Raw genomic sequence first — 20,265 nt, forward strand, 5'->3', positions numbered from 1 at the left:
CATGAGTAACCAGGCCCGCCTGCTGCCCTCACTGCTCGACCGACTGCTGGACGACCGTCCGCACCAGTCGGCCGAGCCGGCAGTGCAGCGCACCTGTTCGCTGGCCGAGTACAAGGCGAGCATCGTCCGCGACCTGGAGGTGCTGGTGAACACCCGCCAGCCCCTGGTCGCCGAGGAGCTCAAGGGCTTCAGCCAACTCGGTGGTTCCATCCTTGAATACGGCATGCCCGACTTCATCAGCCGCAGCGTGCTCGACCCGCAAGATCGCCGGATCATTCAGCAACAGCTGGAGCGCGCGATCAGCACCGGCGACCGACGTTTTCGCCGGGTTCGCGTACAGCTGTTGGCCCAGCAGAACGGCCACCGCATGTTGACCTTTCGCGTGGACGCCGTGTTGCGTCTGCAAGACATCAGCCGCCAGGTGTCATTCGACGCCGTGCTGCAGGTCAACACCCAGGAATACAAAGTGCAGAACCTCAACTGATGCTCGACGAACTGCTGCCCTACTACGAAAAGGAACTGTCGCACCTGCGCTTCCTCGGCCAGGAGTTTGCTACGCAGTACCCGAAGATTGCTTCGCGGCTGCTGATCGAAGGCGACAACTGCGAAGACCCGCACACCGAGCGCCTGATCGAGGCGTTCTCGTTCCTGTCTGCACGGGTGCACAAAAAGCTCGATGACGAGTTTCCGGAAATTGTCGAGTCGTTCCTTGAGGTGCTGTACCCGCACTACCTGCGCCCTACCCCGTCGATGTCGATCGCCGAGCTGAGCCTGGGCAAGCATGAAAAGGTCACCGAGGCCTACCACGTAGCCCGTCATACCGAAATGCACGCCAATGCGGTCGAGGGCGTGGTCTGCAAGTTCCGCACCTGCTATCCGGTGGAGCTCTGGCCGATCGCCGTGCAACAGGCGTCGTTCACTGAAATGGAACGCTCGGCGTTCAACGGCCACAGCGCCGATCTGGTGGCGCGCCTGCGCATTCGCCTGGAAGCGACGGGCGATGCCCTGTTCGGCCAACTGGCGCTGGAGCGCCTGCGCTTCTTCCTCGATGGCGAAGCCACGCTGATGCTGCAGCTGTACGAGCTGCTGTTCAACAACCTGGCCAAGGCCACCTTGAGTTTCCAGGACCAAGGCCGCAACCGTGAAATTGCCCTGCCAGCCAATGCCCTCAGTGCCGTCGGCTATGGCCGCGACGAAGGCCTGGTGGACTACGCCGAGCGTTCGTTCCTGGGCTATCGGCTGCTGCATGAATACTTCACCTTCCCCGACAAATTCATGTTCTTCGACCTCAGCGGTTTTGCCCGCATTCTGCAGGGCAAGGCCATCGAGCACGTCGAGATCAATTTCTACTTTTCCGACTACGACCTCAGCGAGCGCCTGGCGCGGCTGACCCAGAACATCGGGCGTAACAACTTCAAGCTCAACTGCACACCGATCATCAATCTGTTCCGCCAGCAGGCCGAGCCGATCAAGCTCACCCACACTCAGCACGAATACCCGGTTACCCCGGACATCCGCCTGCACAATGCCGCCGAAGTGGTGTCGATCGACCGCGTGCGGCGGGTGCGCAAGCTCGGTGGTATCGACCAGGTCGGCACCTGTCAGCCGTTCTTCGAGCCGCGTGGCGAACAAGATCCGCACACCAGCTTCTGGATCGCCCGCCGCCGCAACCAGGGCGATGCCACCGCCATGAGTATCCGTGTGGTTGACCGCGACCTGGAACTGATCGACGGCAACAGCGACACCCTGAGCATCAACCTCACCTGCAGCAACCGCGATGTGCCGCTGATGCTGCCGTTCGGTGGCGAGCGTGGCGACTTCAACATTCCGGCCAATTCGGTGATCAAGGACATCCGCTGCCTGCGCAAGCCTACCGCCACGGTACGCGTGCCGCTGGGCAAGGGCCTGATCTGGCGGCTGATCGCGCACCTGTCGCTCAACCACCTGTCGTTGGTCAGCCAGGGTCGCGAAGTGCTGCTCGAACTGCTGTCGCTGTACAACTACCGCAACGTCGCAGCCATCCGTAAGCAGATCAACGGCATCAAGGCGATCAGCAGCGAACCGGTGGTGGCACGCATCGGCCACCCGCGACCGAACTTCGTCCGTGGCGTGGGCATCACCCTGACCCTGGACGAGAGTCAATTCACCGGTAGTGGCGTGTTCCTGTTTGCCATGGTGCTGGACCACTTCTTCGGCCAGTACTGCTCGATGAACAGCTTCACCCAACTGACCTTGCGCACCCAACAACGAGAAAAGAGAGTCGTCCAATGGCCAGCACGCACTGGCGATCAGCCCCTGGTCTGATCGATCAGGCCCGAGCCGAGCCGCACCGATTCGAATTCTTTCAATTGGTGCGCCTGCTCCGCCTACATTACAGCCGCACCGGGCGAATGGATCTGGCCACCCGGCCGCACGAAGATCCACTGCGCTTTCGCAGCCAACTGTCGCTGGCGTTTCCGGCCAGTGAGGTCAGTGACCTGCACTTCGAACGTGAAGGCAAAGTGTCGCCGGCCGGGCTACCGCTTTCAGAAATCCAGGTCACCTTCATGGGCCTGGTCGGGCCGTCGGGCGTGCTGCCACGGCCGTACACCGAGTTGTTGCTCGAACGCCACGTGCAGTACCGCGACGATGCCGCCCATGCGTTTCTCGACATTTTCTCGCACCGCATGACCACGCTGTTCTACGAGGCCTGGCAGAAGTACAAATTTCATATCGAGCACGAGCGCAACGGTGCTTCGGGCTTTGATGGCTACCTGCTCAACCTGGTCGGCCTGGGCCCGCGCGCGCAACAGTTGAAGTTCGAGCAGCAGCCGTCGGCGCTGCGCCGCGAACTGTTCAGCTACTTCGCCGGGCTGCTCAGCCAGAAGCCACGCAACGCGCTCAATCTCGAAGTGATGCTGGGCTTCTACTTCTCGCTGCCCGTCAAGGTCAAACAGTTCGCCGGACGCTGGCTGAACCTGCAGCCTGAACAGTGCACCCAGCTCGGCCGCAAGAACGCGCAACTGGGCCACAGTGCCGTAGCCGGTAAGCGCGTGTGGGATTACCAATCGTGCATCCGTATCGAGCTGGGCCCGTTGAGCCTGGCCGATTACCAGCGCGTGCAACCCGGTACCGAGGACTTTCGCAAGCTGGTCGAGCTGGTGCGCTTCTATATAGGTGCAGAGCTGGACTTCGAAATTGCCCCCCGCCTCAAGCGCGAGGCCGTTCCACGCGCCCAGCTGGGCCGTAGCGGCAACGTTGCCCTGGGCTGGCTGGGCTGGCTCAAACGCCCTGAGCGTGACGTAGAACCTTCGCGTTGCGCCGTCTTCCACATTCCTTACGATGGGGTCGCCTTGTGAACCTGAAGTCTCTGTTCGCCAAGCTCAACGAAACCAGCCGCACGGCCACTGAAAGCGCGGCGGCCCTGTGCCTGTCGGAACACCACTACGATGTCGAAGTGGAGCACCTGCTGCTGCAACTGCTCGACTCCAGCGACAGCGACTTGCCGCAGATTCTGCGCCATTACGAGGTGGTCGCCGAGCGCCTGCAGGCACAACTGGTGACCGCCCTGGGCACCTTCAAGAAAGGCAACAGCCGCACCCCGGCACTGTCGCCGCACATCACCCGCCTGATCGAGCACGCCTGGGTACTGGCCTCGATCGAATACGGCGTCGGCCAGGTGCGCAGCGCCCATTTGCTGCAGGCCTTGCTCGACGACGCCGAGCTGCGCCGCGTGGTGATTGCCTCGGCGCCGGAGCTGGAGAAAATCAATGTCGACGACCTGCGCCTGAACCTCACCGCCCTGGTGGAAGGCAGCGCCGAATCCAGGCTCGCCAGCCCCCTGGGCAGCCCCGCAGCGCCGGTAACCGCTAACACCAAGGCCGGAGGCAAAACCCCGGCCCTGGACCAGTACACCATCAACCTCACCCAGAGCGCCCGGGAAGGCCGAATCGACCCTGTGCTGGGGCGTGAGTTCGAAGTGCGGCAGATGGTCGACATCCTCACCCGTCGGCGCCAGAACAATCCGATTCTCACCGGCGAGGCTGGGGTCGGCAAAACGGCCGTGGTCGAAGGCCTAGCCCTGCGCATCGCCCAGGGCGACGTACCGGCCGTACTCAAGACGGTGGCCCTGCACACCCTGGACCTCGGCTTGCTGCAGGCCGGCGCCGGGGTCAAAGGCGAGTTCGAAAATCGTCTGAAGGCGGTGATCGAAGAGGTCAAACGCAGCGTGCACCCGATCATCCTGTTCATTGACGAAGCCCACACCTTGATCGGCTCCGGTGGCCAGGCCGGGCAGAACGACGCCGCCAACCTGCTCAAGCCGGCCTTGGCCCGTGGTGAGCTGCGGACCATCGCCGCCACCACCTGGGCTGAATATAAAAAGTACTTTGAAAAAGACGCCGCCCTCGCCCGCCGCTTCCAGGTGGTCAAGGTTGAAGAGCCAGACGAAGACAAAGCCATCCACATGTTGCGCGGCCTGCTCGGCAAGATGCGCGAGCACCACAAGGTGGCGGTGATGGACGAAGCGCTGGTACAAGCCGTGCGCCTGTCCAACCGTTACATCACCGGTCGCCAACTGCCCGACAAGGCGGTCAGCGTGCTCGACACCGCCTGTGCGCGCATTGCCCTGGCGCAGTCGTCGCAGCCCGGTGCGCTGGAAGACTGCCGCCGGCAGATCGACAACCTGCAGGCCGAAATCGCCGTGCTCGACCACGAAGCCGGCAAAGGTCACGACCATGCCCGCCGCCTGGGCGAACTGCAGGCCGCACTAAAAGTTGAACAGCAACACGAACAACAGCTGAACGAACAGTGGCAACAGGAGCTGGCGCTGGTCGAGCAGCTCAAGGCCCTGGACGCCGCCAACGACGCCGATGCCCAGCAGCTCAACGCCCTGCGCGCCGAGTTGAGCCGGGTGCAAGGCGACCAGCCGTTGGTCCACGCGCTGGTCGATACCGGCGCCATCGCCCAGGTGATCAGCGGCTGGACTGGCATCCCGCTGGGCAAGATGCTGCGTGATGAAATCGACACCGTGCAGCGCCTGCCAGCCCTGCTCGGCGAACGCGTGCTGGGGCAGGACCACGCCCTGCACGAGATCGGCAAGCGCATCAAGATTTCCCGCGCGCGCATGGAAGACCCGAACAAGCCTATCGGCGTGTTCCTGCTGCTCGGCCCCAGCGGCGTAGGCAAGACCGAAACTGCCCTGGCCCTGGCCGACACCTTGTACGGCGGCGAGCGCAACCTGATCACCATCAACATGTCCGAGTACCAGGAGGCCCACACCGTGTCGAGCCTAAAAGGCTCGCCACCCGGCTACGTCGGTTACGGTGAAGGCGGCGTGCTGACCGAAGCGGTACGGCGTAAGCCATACAGCGTGGTGTTGCTCGACGAGGTGGAAAAAGCCCACCCCGACGTGCTCGAACTGTTTTTCCAGGTGTTCGACAAGGGCGTGCTGGACGACGGCGAAGGCCGTGAGATCAACTTCCGCAACACGGTGATCATCCTTACCTCCAACACCGGCACCGAACGGATCATGCAGACCTGCCTGTTTGCCAACCCGTTGCCCACCCCTGAAGCCATCGTTGACGGTTTGCGCAGTGAACTGAACCAAGTGTTCAAACCGGCGTTCCTCGGTCGCCTGAGCATCGTGCCGTTCTACCCGGTGCAAGACCAGGTGCTGGAACGCATCGTCGCCCTCAAGCTCGAACGCATCGCCAAGCGCTTTGCCCGCAACCATCAGGCCGTACTCAGTTACGACGAGGCGCTGGTCAAGGCCATCGCCGAACGCTGCACCGAAGTCGACAGCGGGGCGCGCAACATCGACAACATCCTGTCGCAGACCCTGATGCCCGAACTCGCCCAGCATGTGCTCGAACGCATGGCCCAGGACACGCCAATCGAACGCCTTGTGATTGAGCTGGGCAGCGATGGCGATTTCGCCTATCGCCTGGCCTGACGAGTACCCGGAGGTTTAACCGTCATGCACCACAACCCGACCGTCCTCAAGCGCCTGATCGCCGCCGCCCTGCTGCTGACGCTTGCCGGCTGCGGCGTCACCGACCGTATCGGCAAACGCATGGAAGACAGCTGGGCGGCCGACATGCTGGCCGACAGCGAGAAAGTGATTCTGACCGCCGATGGCGGTAACCAGCTCAACCCTGATGTCGAGGGCAAGCCGTTGTCGGTGGTCATGCGCGTTTACCAGATGACCGACCTCGAACGCTTCGCCTCGGCCGACGCAGACACCCTCTGGGATGCACCGGAAAAAGCCTTGGGCAACACCCTGGTCGAAGCCCGTGAGATCACCTTGCTGCCGGGCATGGGCCAGATCGACCAGTGGCCGCTGGCCAAAAGCACCCGTTACGTCGGCGTCGCTGCGTTCTTCCGTAATGATCAGGATGCCCGCTGGAAGGTCGCCTTCGACGCCAACTCGCTGCGCAAGGACGGTATCTGGTTCTCGTCCGACGGCCTGCGGGTGCTGGTGGACGACACCACGATCACCGCCATGCGCGGCATGGATGTGCTGAACAAACCCGCCACCGCCGAACAGCTTGCCATCGCCCAGCCAAAGGCTGTGGCGCCGAGCCTTGCCGACAAAGCGCAAGACGCCGTCATCGACAAGGCCAGCGACGCCGCCGGCCAGTCAGCGCGCAACGCCATGGATTCAACCTTCAACTCTTTAGTGGATAGCGTCAAATGAGCAAGCAGAGCCGGGTGATGTGGTCAGAAGGCATGTTCCTGCTGCCCCAGCACTTCCAGTATCAGGATGAGTTCCACCAGCATCAGCTGGCCGAGGCAAGCCTGCGCAGCACCCCGTTCCACTGGGGCGTGCAAACCTTGCAGGTGGACGAAGATGCCCTGGCCAACGGCTCGCTGCAGCTCAAGCGCCTGAAGCTGGTGTTCCCCGACGGCAGCCTGTACGACGCACCGCAGCACGACCCGCTGCCGGCCGCTCGCGACCTCAAAGACCTGCTCAAGGCTAACGATCTGAAGGTCTACGCCGCACTCAAGTTGCCCGAGCCGTTTGGCCTCAACTACGTCGAGGACGGTCAGGAGCACAAGGCCTCGCGGCGCTTTCGCAAGCAGTTCGACACCCTGCCCGACCTCAACGAAGGCGAGCTGGAAAACGAAATCACCAGCCTGCGCCTGAACGTGGTGTTGCTGGTCGATGGCGACAGCCTCGATGGCTATAGCCACTGCCCGCTGGCCAAGTTAACGCGCAACAGCATGGGCGGTTTCAACCTCGACCCGCACTTTGTTCACCCTACCCTGCACCTGGGCAGCCACGAGACCCTGGCCGGTATTGGCAAGCGCCTGCTCGGTGCCCTGCAGGCCAAGAGCAAAGCCCTGTCGGGGCGCCGCCGTGAACGTGCCGACCAGATCGCCGAATTCGGCTCCAGCGACGTCACCCTGTTCTGGCTGCTCAATACCGTCAACCGCGCCCACCCGCAACTGGCTCACCTGCTGACTCACCCGCGCCTGCATCCGGAACGCCTGTACCTGTTCCTTGCCGACCTTGCCGGTGGCCTGCTGACCTTCACCCTCGACAGCCAGCTCAGTGACCTCCCCGAGTACGACCACCACGACCCGGCAGCATCGCTGGTCAAGCTCGACGAGATGATCCGAGTGATGCTCGACAACGTTGTGCCCAACCAGTGCATCGTCATCGACCTCAACCAGACCAAGCCGTCCTACTGGCAAGGCCAACTGCGCGATCCACGCCTGGCCGAGGCCGATTTCTATATTTCGGTGCACGCCGACATGCCCGGTGCCAGCCTGCTGGAACTGGTGCCGAGAGCGTTCAAGGTCGGTTCGCCGGAAGACATCGAGGTGGTGGTCAACAGCGCCATGCCCGGTGTCACCCTCAACCATGCGGCTCGCCTGCCTAACGCGATTCCGGTGCGCCTGGACAACCAGTACTTCGCCATCGAGCCGCACGGCCATGTCTATGAGCGAATGATGAGCGCCCAGAGCATCTGCTTCTATGCGCCCAGCGCCTTTACCAACCTCAAGCTCGAACTGATGGCGGTGCTCAAATGACCGAAGCCGTACTGCAGCAGGGCGCCGATTCGGCCGCCCACGACAAGCCGACCCTCAAAGCGCTGGCCCAGGATTTCATCAGCATGGCGCTGATTGTCCGCCGCGGGCGTCAGGTCACCTCGGTGCCGGCCTTCGAGGGTAGCGTCGAGCGCTTCTTCACCAACCTCGAACACGAAGCCCGCGCGGCCAACTATAGCGTCGAACAGGTCAAAGACACCCAGTACGCCCTGTGTGCATTCCTCGACGAAAGCGTGCTGCGTTCGGGCGACAACGAACTGCGTCGGCACTTCGAATTGCAACCGCTGCAGTTCCGCTACTTCGGTGTGCACCTGGCCGGTGAAGGCTTCTTCGAGAAGGTCGACGCGCTGCGGGCCGACGTCAAAGGCAACATCGACGTGCTTGAGGTCTACCACCTGTGCCTGGCCCTGGGCTTTGAGGGCAAGTTCAGCCTCGGCCAGAAAGACCAACTGCGCTACCTGGCCAACACCCTGGGCCAGGATATCGCCCGCTATCGCAAGCCACCAAAAACCCTGGCACCCGACTGGGCGCTGCCCGACCAGGTGTCACAGATGCTGCGCCACGAGGTGCCGTTGTGGGTGTACCTGGCGTTGATCGCGCTGGTCTGCGTCGCGGTGTACCTGACGCTCGACTGGCTGCTCGACAAGGACGTCGCTGCCCTCTCCGAACAAATCCGCCAGCTGTTCAGTGCCTGAGCACACCTCAGGTAGCCGAGTCAGGAAGACATGAAAACACTACTGCGTCTGTTGAAGAGTTTCTGGATTCTCCTGCCACTGTTGTGGCTGGCGAGCCTGTTGATGTGCTGGCTGCTGGCGCCACTGCTGCCGTGGTTGCACAACCATGTAGCGGAGGCCATGGCGATCATCAGCGCCTGCTTCTTGTTGCTGATCGTGTTGCGCCAGTACCAGCGTATCCGCGCCGAACACAACCTGGAAAACCTGCTGCAGATCGAGGTCGACCGCTCGTGGAATGCCACCGGTGAATTCCGTGACCAACAGGTGCTGCGCGAGCGCCTCAAGCATGCCATTACCATGCTGCGCACCGACCGCTCCACCGGTGGCGGTGGCAAGGCGGCGCTGTCTGACCTGCCGTGGTACCTGGTCATGGGTATGTCGGCTGCGGGCAAAACCTCACTGCTGACCCACTCGGGCCTGTCGGCCAGCATCGCCACGGCCAACGACAGCGAAAGCGGCACGCAGCACTGCGACTGGTACTTCAGCCCCGACGCGGTGATGATCGACACCGCCGGCCGCTACCTGCGTGACGACCAGTCGGCCAGTGAGTTCTCGGCGTTCTTGCGCATGCTGCGCAAACAGCGTGGCAAGGCCGCGATCAACGGCCTGGTGCTGGTGGTCAGCCTGCCCGAGCTGCTGGCCGCCAACAGCGATGAGCGCAATGCCCTGGCCGCGCAGCTGGTGGCGCGGGTGGAGGAGTACACCGAGTGCCTGGGCGCCAACCCGCCGATCTACCTGATGTTGAGCAAAACCGACCAGCTGCCGGGCTTCAACCAGGCGTTCGAAGGTCTCGATCTGCATGATCGCCAGCAGCCGCTGGGCATGACCTTCGGCCTGGCCGAGATTCGCAACAACGGCTTGCATGCCGTGCTCGAAACCCGCCTGAAAAACCTGCAGAGCCATATCGGCCAACACGTCGACGCGCAAATGATCGCCCTCGGTGCCGAGGCCGACAGCACCCTGGTGAACTTCCCACAGTACTTTGCCGCGCTGAGCGGCGTGCTCGAACAATTCCTCGAGCATTTCACCCGCGCCCACCGCGCCAGCGCCCCGCTCCTGCTGCGCGGCCTGTACTTCACCAGCGCAGTGCAGACCCACCAGCACCTGGGCCAGGTCTACGAAGACGCCATCGCCGAGGACTTCGCCCTGCAGGCCGCCGACGATGACGGCAGCCAGACCACTGGCAAACCCCAAGGCAACCGTAGTTACTTCATCACCGACACTTTCCGCCGGGTGATCTTCCCCGACCGCGACCTGACCCTGTACCAGTCACGCCAGAACCGCCAGGGCGCGTTCAGCCCGCTGCTGCTGGGCCTGGCCGCCGGCGCTGGTGTGTTGTTCATCGCCTGGCAGGCGCTGTCGTTCGTCAACAACCGGCAATGGCTGGACAGCCTGCGCGGGCAACTGACACACCTGGAGCAGGCCGACGACCGCGAGCAACTGCTGGCCGCCGGTAAAGGATTGCAAGTGCTGCGCCAGCAGATGGCCAGCGTCGAGGCACATCGCCTGCAAGGCGTGCCCCTGCAGCTGGGGGCTGGCCTGTACCAGGGTGAAGCGATCCACCAGGTCACCCGCAGTGCCTACCTGGAACAACTGCGCAGCCAGGCGCTGGAACCGATCTCGCGTAACCTGCAGGTGCAGATGCGGTCCTTCAACACCTTCGCCAGCGGTATCAACCAGGCGCTGGAGTTCACTCCGGCACCCGCGCCAAAACGCCGTAACGGCAAGCCGTTGGCGCCAACAGTCGCCGCCAGCGCGCAGGCAGCACTGGGCACGACCCGCATCGCTGGCTATGCCGCCAAGGTCAATCTGGCGACGGCTAACGATGCCGCTGATCTGTCGGCTACCACCGGTGGCCTGTCGCTCTCCGAAGAAATGCTCGGGCGTCTGGACGAGCAGCAAGTGGCGTCGATCATCGATGCCTACAACACCCTCAAGCTGTACCTGATGCTGACCGAACCCCAGGCGCACCCCGATCCGGCCTTCGTCGCCGCCAGCCTGCCCCAGGCCTGGGCCAGTGCCGCCAACGAAGGCACCTCGGCCGACGCCGGGGTAATCGAAGAAAATGCCCCGCTGTATGTGCAACTGCTTGAACAGGGCCAGGCCCCATCGCTGCCACGCAACGAACAGCTGATCAGCGAAACCCGGCAGAACCTCAAGTCGTTCATGCTCTCCAGCTCGCTGGTCGACCGCGAATACCTGCGCCTGCAACTCGAAGCCAGCCGCCAGTTTCCGGCACTAAGCCTCAACGACCTGGTTGCGCAGCCTGGTCGCGCGCTGCTGCACGGCTCCGCTGGCGTACCGGCGATCTACACCCGCCAGGGCTGGGAAACCTTCGTCAAACCCGAGTTGATCAAGCTGGTGTCGGGCAACCTGCGCAACGAATCCGACTGGGTGCTGGACGGCGAAGGCGGTGACGCCATCGTGCAGAAGGCCAATTTCGTGCGCGAGTTCATGACCCGCTACAAGCGCGATTACACCCAGGCCTGGTACAAGATGATCAGCAACGTTGGCGTACGCCACTTCGCTGACCTGGCCTCGGCCACCCAGCAACTAGGGCTGCTCAGCGACGTGCAAAACTCGCCGGTGAAAAACCTGCTGGCCGCGGTCAACGACAACACCCAGTGGGACCTGCCGATCAAGCGGGAAATCCCAAGCCCCGGCGCCGTCCGCGTGGATGGTTTCTGGAGCAAGGTCAGCGGCCTGTTCGACGACAAGGACACCCTGGCCACTACCGTCGCCCCGGTGTTGCCGGCAATCGACGACGGTAGCCTGGCCAAGCGCTTCGAACCGGTGTCGCGGGTGTTCGCCGCACACAACGCCGAAGGTGCTGACAGCACCATCATGGACCGCTACCTGGCGGCACTGCGCAAGCTCAAAGTGCGCATGAACAACATCCAGCGCTCGCAAGACGTGGGCAAAAGCAGCAAGCAGTTGATCAGCGAAACCCTGGAGGGCCAGCCGAGCGAAGTGACCACCGTGCGCAACTACGTGGAAACCAGCGTCGACACCAGCCAGGACGGTTTGTCGCGCTCGCTGCAGGCGCTGTTCAGCCTGCCTATTCAGTACGCCTGGGAAACCTTGCGCGACCCGGCCGGCCAACAGATTGCCAAGGCCTGGGCACAGCAGATTGCCAAGCCGTGGGAGCAGGTCATGGCGCACCGCTACCCCATCGCCAACGGCAGCCGCAACGAAGCGTCGGTCAAAGACCTGCAACGCTTCGTCGATCCCGACAGTGGCTTGTTGCCCACCTTCAAACGCAATGAAATCGGCAACCTCTCCGGCGGCGAAGGCCTGGGCCTGGGCGATGGCAAGGCAGCGGCGCTGGTCAATCCGGGCATGCTCAGAAGCATCGACAAGGCCAGCTCGGTGGGCCAGGTGATCGCCAGCTTGTCTGATCGCGACAACGGCTTCGAGATCATGCTCGATCCGTCGGCCAACTTCACCGACATCGTCTTCACCCTCGACGGTCAGGAGCAGCATTACCGCAACGGCCGCAGCAGCTGGAGCCGGTTCGCCTGGCCTGGCACCAGCAACGCACCGGGCGCACGCCTGGACGTGATCACCCTGAGCGGCGCACGCATTACCGTGTTCGACTTCCCCGGACGCTGGGGCCTGCTGCGCATGAACGAAAGCGCCCGGGTCGAAGACCTCGACGGCATCCAGCAACGCTTCAGCTGGAACACTGCCAACGGTCGGGTGAGCCTGGTGGTGCGTAACTTCGGTGGGGTCAAACTGACCGACCTGGGTGACGTCAAGGCGCTGAGCGCCCTCAACGACAGCGGCCGGGGCGTGCAATGATCGGCTGCTTCGGCAAGCTCCCGTCGAGCGCGGATTTCGTCAGCCTGCATGGCGCGGCGGAAGAAGTCTGCGAGTTCGACGCCTGGCTGCAGTCTTCGCTGGCGGCCATGCGCCACTGCGATGACTGGCAGGCGTTGTTCGACCCGCTGCCGATGTGCTTCTTCAGCTACCGCGCGCGCAGTGGCAACTGGCTGCTGGGCGGCATGCTCAGCTCGTGCGATGCCAGCGCGCGGCGCTACCCGTTTTTCATCTTCCAACTGCTCAAGGGCCAGGAAGGTGAAGCGCTGCTCAACCCGTTCACCCTGGGCGAGCTGTTCAGCGCGCAAATCAAGCCATTGCTGCACCAGGCGGTGCAAGGCTGCGAGCCTGCCACCTTGTTCGAGCGCATCAAGGCGCTGCGCCCACTACAGGCTCAGGACCTGGACCTGTTCCGCCGCGTGCATGCCAAGTTCCTCCATGACTTCAGTTTCAACGACATTGCCCGGGCGCTGCACGGCTCCTGGCCGAGTTTTGACAACGCCACGGCGCTGGCGCACCTGCAAGCAACATGGGCATCGCTGCACGGCGATTTCGACGGTGGCATCGAGCTGCCACTGCCTGCTGAGCGCGGCCTGAAGAACCCCACCGCCGACCTCTGGCTGACCTGGCTGACGCGCATGAGCGGGCGCCACGACATACCGGCGGTAAGCCTGCTGGCCGACGATTTCATGCACCCGCGGCTGTTCTGCTTCCCGTCGCGTCACACCAGCAGTGCCTATCGCCTGCTCAGTGGCAGCGCCGAGCCCCGTCAGCATCTGCAACTGCTCAGCCCGATGCCATCGGCAGCCCGCTTACACGATTACGACCGACCTCTTGAACACGTCATCGACCAGTTCGTCGATGCGCTGGATGCGACGCCTGTATGAACAAGATCAAGTACTACTGTCTGCGCTACCAACCCTACCTGCTGGGGGTGGCCTTCTTCCTGGCAATCTTCGTGGTCTGGGCTATCGGCCATGCCTTGGGTTTCGCCTCGTTGCACAGCCTGCTGGCCGGTATCGGCGTGTTCCTGCTGCTGTCGGCGGGCTATGTACTGCTGCTGTACCGCGGCGTCGGCCAGCATCACAACCTCGAAGGACTGCTGCGCGACGACGCCGACCAGGCCGTGCTCAACGCCTCACCGGCTGACCGCGAAGAAGTCAGCCTGTTGCGCGAGCGTCTGCTGCAAAGTATCGAGCGTCTGCACAGCAACAAACCGCGCGCAACGGCGGCCAAAGACGCCCTGTATGCCTTGCCCTGGTACCTGGTGATCGGCCAGCCTGCGGCGGGCAAGAGCACCATGATCCTGCAGTCGGGCCTCAACTTTCCCTACGCCGAACGCGAAGGCGCGCGGGTCGCAGGCCTGGGCGGCACGCGCAACTGTGACTGGTTCTTCAGCGCCGAAGCCGTGCTGCTGGACACCGCCGGGCGCTACATGAACAGCCCGGAAGAAGCCGGCAAGTGGCGGGGTTTTCTGCAGCTGCTGCGCCAGCACCGTCAGCGTCGGCCACTCAACGGCCTGATCGTCAGCGTCAGCATCGCCGACATCCTGCAGGGCTCGGCCGAGGATCGGGAGCGTGTGGCCAAACGCCTGCGCGAGCGCATCCAGGAAAGCTGCGCGCTGCTTGAAGTGCGCCTGCCGATTTACCTGGTGTTCACCAAGTGCGACCTGATCCCCGGCTTCACGCCGTTCTATCGCCAACTGGACGACACCGCCCGCGGCGAAGTCATGGGCAAGACTTTCTCGCACAAGGGCTATGAGCAGGCCGACTGGGGCCAGCGCTTCGGCAAGGCCATGGACGAGCTGAGCAGCTACTGGCAGCAGGTGGCGAACCAGCAACTGGTGCAGCAGGACATCCTGATCACCCGAGAGAACCACGCCGCCTATCGCTTCCCGCTGGAGCTGGCCGCGCTCAAGCCGCGCCTGCAGCAGTTCGTCGACAGCTTGCTGCGTGCCAACCCTTACCAAAATGCCGAACTGCTGCGCGGCTTCTACTTTACCGCCGCGCTAGAGGCCGACGAGGCCCAATGGGGCAGCCATGGCCAGCACGTCGCCGAGCGCTTTGCCCTTGAGCACGGCCAAGGGGCGGCAAGCAATGCCAGCCACGCAGCACCGATGTTCATCAACAGCCTGTTTCGCAAGGTGATCATTCCCGACCAGCATCTGGTGGCGCTGTACACCAGCAATCAACGCCAACGGCGGCGCAAGGCCACCTGGGTTGCCGCCGCCAGCCTGGCAGGCCTGGTGCTGTGCAGCCTGTGGGGCTGGTCGTACTTCAATAACCGCAGCACCCTGGCCAGCCTTGCCAGCGAACTGGCCCTGGCCAAGACAGAAGACAAAAACGCCAGCGGCCAGTACACCGCCTGGCACAGCCTCGATCGCCTGCGTTTCTGGAGCGAGCACTATTACCAGCAGCACCACCAGCAGGGTGTGCCGCTGCGCATGCGCCTGGGCTTGTACCAGGGCTATTCGGTGGAGCCGCTGCTGCGTGCCCGCTACTTCGCTACCCTGCAGAACGTGATGCTCAAGCCCACGGCCGACAACCTCACCCGCACCCTGTACCTGCTGACCACGCTCAAGGTTTACCAGCGCAATACCACGCAGTTGCAAGCGGTGAGCGGCATCGACAGCGTCGAGGCCGAGGCTTTGCCACACGACAACCGCGCGCAGACGATTGCCGACTTCGGCAAAGCGACCCTGGACACCTACGTGATGCTCGCGCCTGCGCAACGCGAAAAGGCTGATCCGGCGTTCCTCAAGGCGCACCTGCCCGATTACTGGTACCCGGCCATCGCCCGTCACACAGGCCAGAGCATGGCAGACGCAAGCGATGCCAGCGGTAACCAGGACTACCTGTACGCCAGCCGCCAGATCACCTTCTACAGCGACCAGATCCGCGAGCCGGACGTGCCGCGCATCCTCGACAACGCCTTCCTGATGTCCAGTACGCGCAACTACATCAACAGCCTGCAGGCCCAGTCGCTGCGCTCGATCGAGACCATCACGCTGGAGTCCGACACCCTGTTCGCGTTTGGCCGGGCCGACTTCCAGAGCCTGCGCAATGAAGGCCAGAACCAACTGAGTGCGATCGCCAGCAAACTGCTGAACACCCCCAATATCGGCAAGATCATCATCTCGGGGCATGCCGACCAACTCGGCGACAAGCAAGGCAACCTGCAGGTTTCCAAGCAACGCGCACAAACCATCCGCACTTACCTGGTCGGCAAGGGTGTACCTGCCGAACTGGTCGTCGCCCAGGGTGAGGGCAGCCGCAAGCCGCTGGTCAATTGCGATCTGCAACAACCACGAACACAACTGATCAAGTGCCTGGAGCCCAATCGCCGGGTGGAAATCGAAGTGCGCGGACTCAACTGAGGCCGCGTCGCAAGAACCGGTCGCCCGAGCCTCACCGGAGGAGGCCCGGGTGGCGGCAAGCTACCTCTGCTGGCGTGATCACAGAGGTCAAAACCAAAGGGCGCATGAGTGTCCCTTTAAATGATGTTAATGGAGAGTTTCACAATGGCTTTTGACGCGTATATCCAAATCGACGGCATCCCAGGCGAAGTACTGGATGAAAAACACAAGGACTGGATCGAAGTGCTGGGCTACGAGTACGGCGCCACCCAGGCCACCTCGGCGACCGCCAGCTCCTCGGGCGGTGCATCCTCCGAGCGCGTAGCACTGAGCGACTTCAAGATCCGCAAGGCTGTCGACAAGGCCTCGGCCAAGCTGTTCGAACACTGCTGCACCGGCAAGCACATTGCCAAACTGAAGCTCAACGTCAACCGCGCCGGTGGTGACAAAGTCACCTACCTGACCATCGACATGGAAGAAGTTGTGGTGTCGTCGGTCAAGTTCCTCGCCGGCGGCAACCAGGCCGGTGAAGACAAGGCGGTCAGCGACCTGCCAATCGAAGAAATCAGCTTCAACTTCGCCCGTATCAAAACCACCTACACCCAGCAGAACCGTACCGACGGCCAGGCTGGCGGCAACATCGTCGGCGGCTGGGACCGCACCGCGAACAAAGTTTTCGCCTAAGCGTTTGTTTGCGATGGGCCGTACACACGGCCCATACCACGCAGCGTGCCGGCCTGGCCGGCGCGCTTCCCCTCCCCTGATCAGAGTGCTTTATGCCTGAATTCCTCAATGACCTTTCGCTGGCCGAACTGACCGCGCCGATCAACGGTGGCAGCGGCGAAGACTTGAGCTTCTCCGCCTTGTTCGACCAGATCAAGGAGGCACGCCGGGCAGACCCTGACTACTTGACCCAGGGCGACTGGCAAGCCGACCTGAAGACCGCCGACTGGGAGAAGGCCATCAACCTCTCCGCCCAGGGGCTGGCGCAACAGAGCAAAGACCTGATGCTGGTGGCCTGGCTCAGCGAAGGCCTGGCCCAGCGCGAGCATTTTCAGGGCATTACCTTCGGCCTTGAACTGACCGCGCGGATCCTCGACACCTTCTGGGACACCGCCCACCCCTCACTCGAAGACGGCCTGGACGAACGGGCTGCGCGCCTGTCCTGGCTGAAAACCACCCTCACCGACATTGCCGGTGGCTTGCCCATTACCCAAGGGCAGCATTTCGGCGTGCTGCGCTATGACGAATCACGCCATGTAGAGAACCTTGCCTTGCAAAATGCCAAGGCGATGCAAAGCGCATTGGACGAGGGCAAGATCAACGCCGAGATCTTCCAGCGCTCAGTGGCACTGAGCGACACCGAACACCTGCGTACCAAGGCCCAGCAAATCGCCGCCAGCTTGCAGGCCTGCAATCACCTGCAAGCGACCACCGACCGCCTGTTCGGCCACGAAGCCCCGAGCTTCGCCAGCCTTGCCGACATGCTGGCGCGGGCCGGCCAACTGGCAGAAAAGCTGCTCAAGGACCGCGGCGTCGAACTGCACCCGGTGGCCGTGGCAACACCCGAACCCAGCGCCGCAACGCCCCCTGCCGCCGAATCAGGTGAACCGATGACCACCAGCCCCCAGGCCACCGCGCCCGCGCCAATGCGCACCACGCCACTGACCCGTGATGAAGCCTTCACCATGCTCGCGGGCATCGCCCAGTTCTTCAAACAGAGCGAACCGCAAAGCCCGGTCCCCTACCTGATCGAGCGCGCCATCAAATGGGGCAACATGCCGCTTGAAGGCTGGCTGAGTGACGTGATCAAGGACAGCAATGTAGTGGACAACATTCGTGATGTGCTGGGGACGCGCGAACAGCGATAAGGCGGCCAGAAAGCCTCGGCGGGGGCACTGGCAATTGCAACGCCAGTGCCTGGCGCACTAAATGCAGTCGCCAAAAACACAAAACCCCTGGCTTCTCGTGAGAAGTCAGGGGTTTCGCGCTTTACATGTATGGCGGAGAGATAGGGATTTGAACCCTAGGTACTGTTGCCAGTACAACGGATTTCGAATCCGTTTTAAACCTCATAAATTATTAATCTTTTTTCATCAAACTCAATAATTTCAACACCTTAAACAACACACAACACAACAGCACTCCACATAATTCGGGGGACCAATTCCCCCAAAATTCCCCCAAGATTCTTGATAGCATTTCGGCACCATATTGGCTGGACAGCGGCTTTTGCGCCGCGATCCAGCCTCGGAGCTAGCGCGAAACTCCCTGCTTTCAACAGGAATTGGAAATGGAAATTAAGAACAACCCGGTAGGACGCCTCTATGCCATTTTGCGCGAGGCCAGTGGTCACGGTGATGGGTCGCCAACTCACGCTGTTTGGCAGACAGTGCTTGGTGTGCCTAATGGGGACACTGGAGCGCTACTGAAAAGCATTGCGAATCTGATCCACCTCCAAGGCGAGGCTAAGCAAGCCTTAATTGACGGGATCCCTGGCGACCAAACCATCTATCTCGCTCCTTTTGCAAAGATTGATAATCTTTTCAAAAAAATTGACCTCACATCTAGGTGGGCTCAGCACAGACAACATCTAGACGAGGCCACTCTGAGCGCTTTGGCATTTGGGGATCACGTCCTTGAGCCTCAGTTTGGCAAGACGACCTTAAATGCTGATCTGGTAAAAACGTTCGTTGAGCAACTGGATAAACTGCTGCTGCAGTGCATTGACTCTGACCTACCCGTTGCACTAAAACGCTTCTTCAAGGATAACCTTGAGTCGCTGCGCCAGGCTCTGCTCTCTTACAAAATTTATGGAGCACAGGGAATTGAAGACGAAATAGACCGCATTTGGGGGACGATGAGCCGCCACAGTGCAGATATTAGCGATCAGGTGAATGGCTCTTCAAAAGGGCTTATGAAATCCATATTTGAGCTCATCGGCAATGTAAACAACTCGATACAAATAACAGAGACAACTCTAAAACTAGCCGGACCAGTAATTGCCCCATGGCTGCCTTTCCTGGCCTCAATCAGCTCCTAACCCAAAGCCCAGAAAATATGCCAGACAAGCAAATAACCAGCTGGCATTAAGCAGTATTGCAATGAGAATTATATATGAGACCTAGTAAATTAAAAATTACATTTGAAATACCCGATAACGAGGAACTTAGACCCTTCATAGGCGTCGATACTATGGATCTTGTAGATACCGCCATCGAGCAGGGCTTACCCGAGCAGTCAACGCTTTTGAGTCTGATCCATCAAGCTGGAGGAGAGTTTGACCTTCAATCACTTCTTGAAGAGCATGTCATGTCGTGGGAGCCAGAAAGCCGACCTGAAGCCGCAGAAGTCGTAGCCAACTGGCTAGAGTCAGTAGCTGCTGTCTTCAGGCGCGGGAGCCAGGACTTGCTATTAGAGCTAAAGCATCGCGAGCAACCCATAACGCGCTGATCGAGAACTGCTGCTTGTCCCTTTTCAGCTCAATAAATCCCCATCATCCATGGCCAGAACAACGAGAAACCAATGGACGGAGCTCAATTTTTTAAGGAACAGTATGAGGGCCTAGCAAATAGGTATGTCGGGCTGACTTCTGACATCTACCTAGTCCCGCCAGAAATAATTGGTGACGGGTCAGACCTTCTAGAGAGATATAAAGTCGAGTTCGATGAGAAGCTTTACTTTGAGGACTCTGCGATTGAGTTTGAGTCGCCATCCGAGTACGGTGCAGGCGGCGCAGGCGGCTACACTATTAACTTCCTAAAATCCGGAAAAGGCTGCAGCGCGGTTTTCATTAACGAAAACGCTCTAACCCCCGATGCTGCCGAGAATATAAAATGGCTTTGGCGATACAACGCATTGCACCATGAGCTTATGCACGCACTGGATTTCAACAGGCAAAAAAACTTCAACACTGCAGAAAGAACTATGGATCTGGTGGGCGCCGAGGCATTTGCTGACTTCAAAACATTACAGCACTTGAGTAGCAAGCTCTCCAATGGCTTCATGAAAATCGCATTAAAAGAGTACGCATCCAACTCAATAACTATGAACGAGAGGGGAGGAATACGATCAAAAATTTATGAGCGTCTCACTAAAAAAATAGACGCCAAAACAATAGAGCACTGGGCTTCAATAAGCATTTGAATTAATTCCTTGAGTGAGCTTGAAATGATCACACTCACCAAGCTAAACCTTTTAGGTGGATGGCGGTTCGCTAGCGCGAAGTCCACATTGGCAACATCCTCCGCGCCACTTCTAATTGCCCATATGCTTACTACAAGGGACAGAAAAATCAACTCACTGCCTCCCTCGAATATTAAT

Annotated in this window: 15 protein-coding genes; all 15 read left to right on the forward strand. The window is 61.2% G+C overall.

Annotation, left to right across the window (positions count from 1 at the left end; translation table 11 throughout):
- Position 1 precedes the first annotated feature (1 nt).
- The 15 genes from tssE to ACVWSC_RS21930 all read left to right on the forward strand — a co-directional run bounded on the left by tssE (position 2) and on the right by ACVWSC_RS21930 (position 20,088).
- Positions 2-484: a type VI secretion system baseplate subunit TssE gene (tssE, locus tag ACVWSC_RS21860; RefSeq protein WP_442109142.1), complete on the forward strand. Its 483-nt coding sequence runs from the start codon at positions 2-4 to the stop codon at positions 482-484.
- Positions 484-2,304, forward strand: coding sequence for a type VI secretion system baseplate subunit TssF (gene tssF, locus ACVWSC_RS21865; RefSeq protein ID WP_442109143.1), 1,821 nt, complete (start codon positions 484-486; stop codon positions 2,302-2,304). Before tssE ends, tssF begins: the two co-directional genes overlap by 1 nt.
- Positions 2,268-3,338, forward strand: coding sequence for a type VI secretion system baseplate subunit TssG (tssG, locus tag ACVWSC_RS21870; protein WP_442109144.1), 1,071 nt, complete (start codon positions 2,268-2,270; stop codon positions 3,336-3,338). The genes tssF and tssG overlap by 37 nt, the downstream gene beginning before the upstream one ends.
- Positions 3,335-5,932 (forward strand): type VI secretion system ATPase TssH, encoded by a 2,598-nt coding sequence (gene tssH / locus ACVWSC_RS21875; protein ID WP_442109145.1) that lies wholly within the window; start codon positions 3,335-3,337, stop codon positions 5,930-5,932. The genes tssG and tssH overlap by 4 nt, the downstream gene beginning before the upstream one ends.
- 24 nt (positions 5,933-5,956) lie before the next feature.
- Positions 5,957-6,676: a type VI secretion system lipoprotein TssJ gene (gene tssJ / locus ACVWSC_RS21880; protein WP_442109146.1), complete on the forward strand. Its 720-nt coding sequence runs from the start codon at positions 5,957-5,959 to the stop codon at positions 6,674-6,676.
- Positions 6,673-8,016, forward strand: a complete 1,344-nt coding sequence (gene tssK / locus ACVWSC_RS21885) for a type VI secretion system baseplate subunit TssK (RefSeq protein WP_442109147.1) — start codon at positions 6,673-6,675, stop codon at positions 8,014-8,016. The genes tssJ and tssK overlap by 4 nt, the downstream gene beginning before the upstream one ends.
- Positions 8,013-8,729 carry a type IVB secretion system protein IcmH/DotU gene (icmH, locus tag ACVWSC_RS21890; RefSeq protein ID WP_442109148.1) on the forward strand — a complete coding sequence of 239 codons (717 nt, stop codon included), beginning with the start codon at positions 8,013-8,015 and terminating at the stop codon, positions 8,727-8,729. The genes tssK and icmH overlap by 4 nt, the downstream gene beginning before the upstream one ends.
- Positions 8,730-8,759: 30 nt before the next feature.
- A complete protein-coding gene (locus tag ACVWSC_RS21895; RefSeq protein WP_442109149.1) occupies positions 8,760-12,569 on the forward strand; it encodes a type VI secretion protein IcmF/TssM N-terminal domain-containing protein in 3,810 nt (1,269 codons plus the stop codon).
- A complete protein-coding gene (tagF, locus tag ACVWSC_RS21900) occupies positions 12,566-13,474 on the forward strand; it encodes a type VI secretion system-associated protein TagF (protein ID WP_442109150.1) in 909 nt (302 codons plus the stop codon). The genes ACVWSC_RS21895 and tagF overlap by 4 nt, the downstream gene beginning before the upstream one ends.
- Complete coding sequence (gene tssM, locus ACVWSC_RS21905) at positions 13,471-15,963, forward strand: type VI secretion system membrane subunit TssM (RefSeq protein ID WP_442109151.1); 2,493 nt, start codon at positions 13,471-13,473, stop codon at positions 15,961-15,963. Before tagF ends, tssM begins: the two co-directional genes overlap by 4 nt.
- Positions 15,964-16,107: 144 nt before the next feature.
- Positions 16,108-16,626: an Hcp family type VI secretion system effector gene (locus ACVWSC_RS21910; RefSeq protein ID WP_442109152.1), complete on the forward strand. Its 519-nt coding sequence runs from the start codon at positions 16,108-16,110 to the stop codon at positions 16,624-16,626.
- A gap of 92 nt (positions 16,627-16,718) precedes the next feature.
- Entirely contained in the window at positions 16,719-17,813 is a 1,095-nt protein-coding gene (gene tssA, locus ACVWSC_RS21915) for a type VI secretion system protein TssA (RefSeq protein WP_442109153.1), read from the forward strand.
- A gap of 422 nt (positions 17,814-18,235) precedes the next feature.
- Positions 18,236-18,985, forward strand: coding sequence for a hypothetical protein (locus ACVWSC_RS21920; RefSeq protein WP_442109154.1), 750 nt, complete (start codon positions 18,236-18,238; stop codon positions 18,983-18,985).
- A gap of 74 nt (positions 18,986-19,059) precedes the next feature.
- Entirely contained in the window at positions 19,060-19,395 is a 336-nt protein-coding gene (locus ACVWSC_RS21925) for a hypothetical protein (RefSeq protein ID WP_442109155.1), read from the forward strand.
- A 72-nt stretch (positions 19,396-19,467) separates the two neighbouring features.
- Positions 19,468-20,088, forward strand: a complete 621-nt coding sequence (locus tag ACVWSC_RS21930; protein ID WP_442109156.1) for a hypothetical protein — start codon at positions 19,468-19,470, stop codon at positions 20,086-20,088.
- Positions 20,089-20,265 lie beyond the last annotated feature (177 nt).

This window comes from Pseudomonas sp. NUPR-002 (assembly GCF_056322725.1).

Coding starts and splice junctions, on each gene's coding strand:
- ACVWSC_RS21910 (WP_442109152.1), top strand. CDS start 16,108: ATGGCTTTTGACGCGTATATCCAAATCGACGGCATCCCAGGCGAAGTA.
- tssG (WP_442109144.1), top strand. CDS start 2,268: ATGGCCAGCACGCACTGGCGATCAGCCCCTGGTCTGATCGATCAGGCC.
- tagF (WP_442109150.1), top strand. CDS start 12,566: ATGATCGGCTGCTTCGGCAAGCTCCCGTCGAGCGCGGATTTCGTCAGC.
- ACVWSC_RS21930 (WP_442109156.1), top strand. CDS start 19,468: ATGGACGGAGCTCAATTTTTTAAGGAACAGTATGAGGGCCTAGCAAAT.
- tssA (WP_442109153.1), top strand. CDS start 16,719: ATGCCTGAATTCCTCAATGACCTTTCGCTGGCCGAACTGACCGCGCCG.
- ACVWSC_RS21925 (WP_442109155.1), top strand. CDS start 19,060: ATGAGACCTAGTAAATTAAAAATTACATTTGAAATACCCGATAACGAG.
- tssM (WP_442109151.1), top strand. CDS start 13,471: ATGAACAAGATCAAGTACTACTGTCTGCGCTACCAACCCTACCTGCTG.
- ACVWSC_RS21920 (WP_442109154.1), top strand. CDS start 18,236: ATGGAAATTAAGAACAACCCGGTAGGACGCCTCTATGCCATTTTGCGC.
- tssF (WP_442109143.1), top strand. CDS start 484: ATGCTCGACGAACTGCTGCCCTACTACGAAAAGGAACTGTCGCACCTG.
- tssJ (WP_442109146.1), top strand. CDS start 5,957: ATGCACCACAACCCGACCGTCCTCAAGCGCCTGATCGCCGCCGCCCTG.
- tssK (WP_442109147.1), top strand. CDS start 6,673: ATGAGCAAGCAGAGCCGGGTGATGTGGTCAGAAGGCATGTTCCTGCTG.
- icmH (WP_442109148.1), top strand. CDS start 8,013: ATGACCGAAGCCGTACTGCAGCAGGGCGCCGATTCGGCCGCCCACGAC.
- tssE (WP_442109142.1), top strand. CDS start 2: ATGAGTAACCAGGCCCGCCTGCTGCCCTCACTGCTCGACCGACTGCTG.
- ACVWSC_RS21895 (WP_442109149.1), top strand. CDS start 8,760: ATGAAAACACTACTGCGTCTGTTGAAGAGTTTCTGGATTCTCCTGCCA.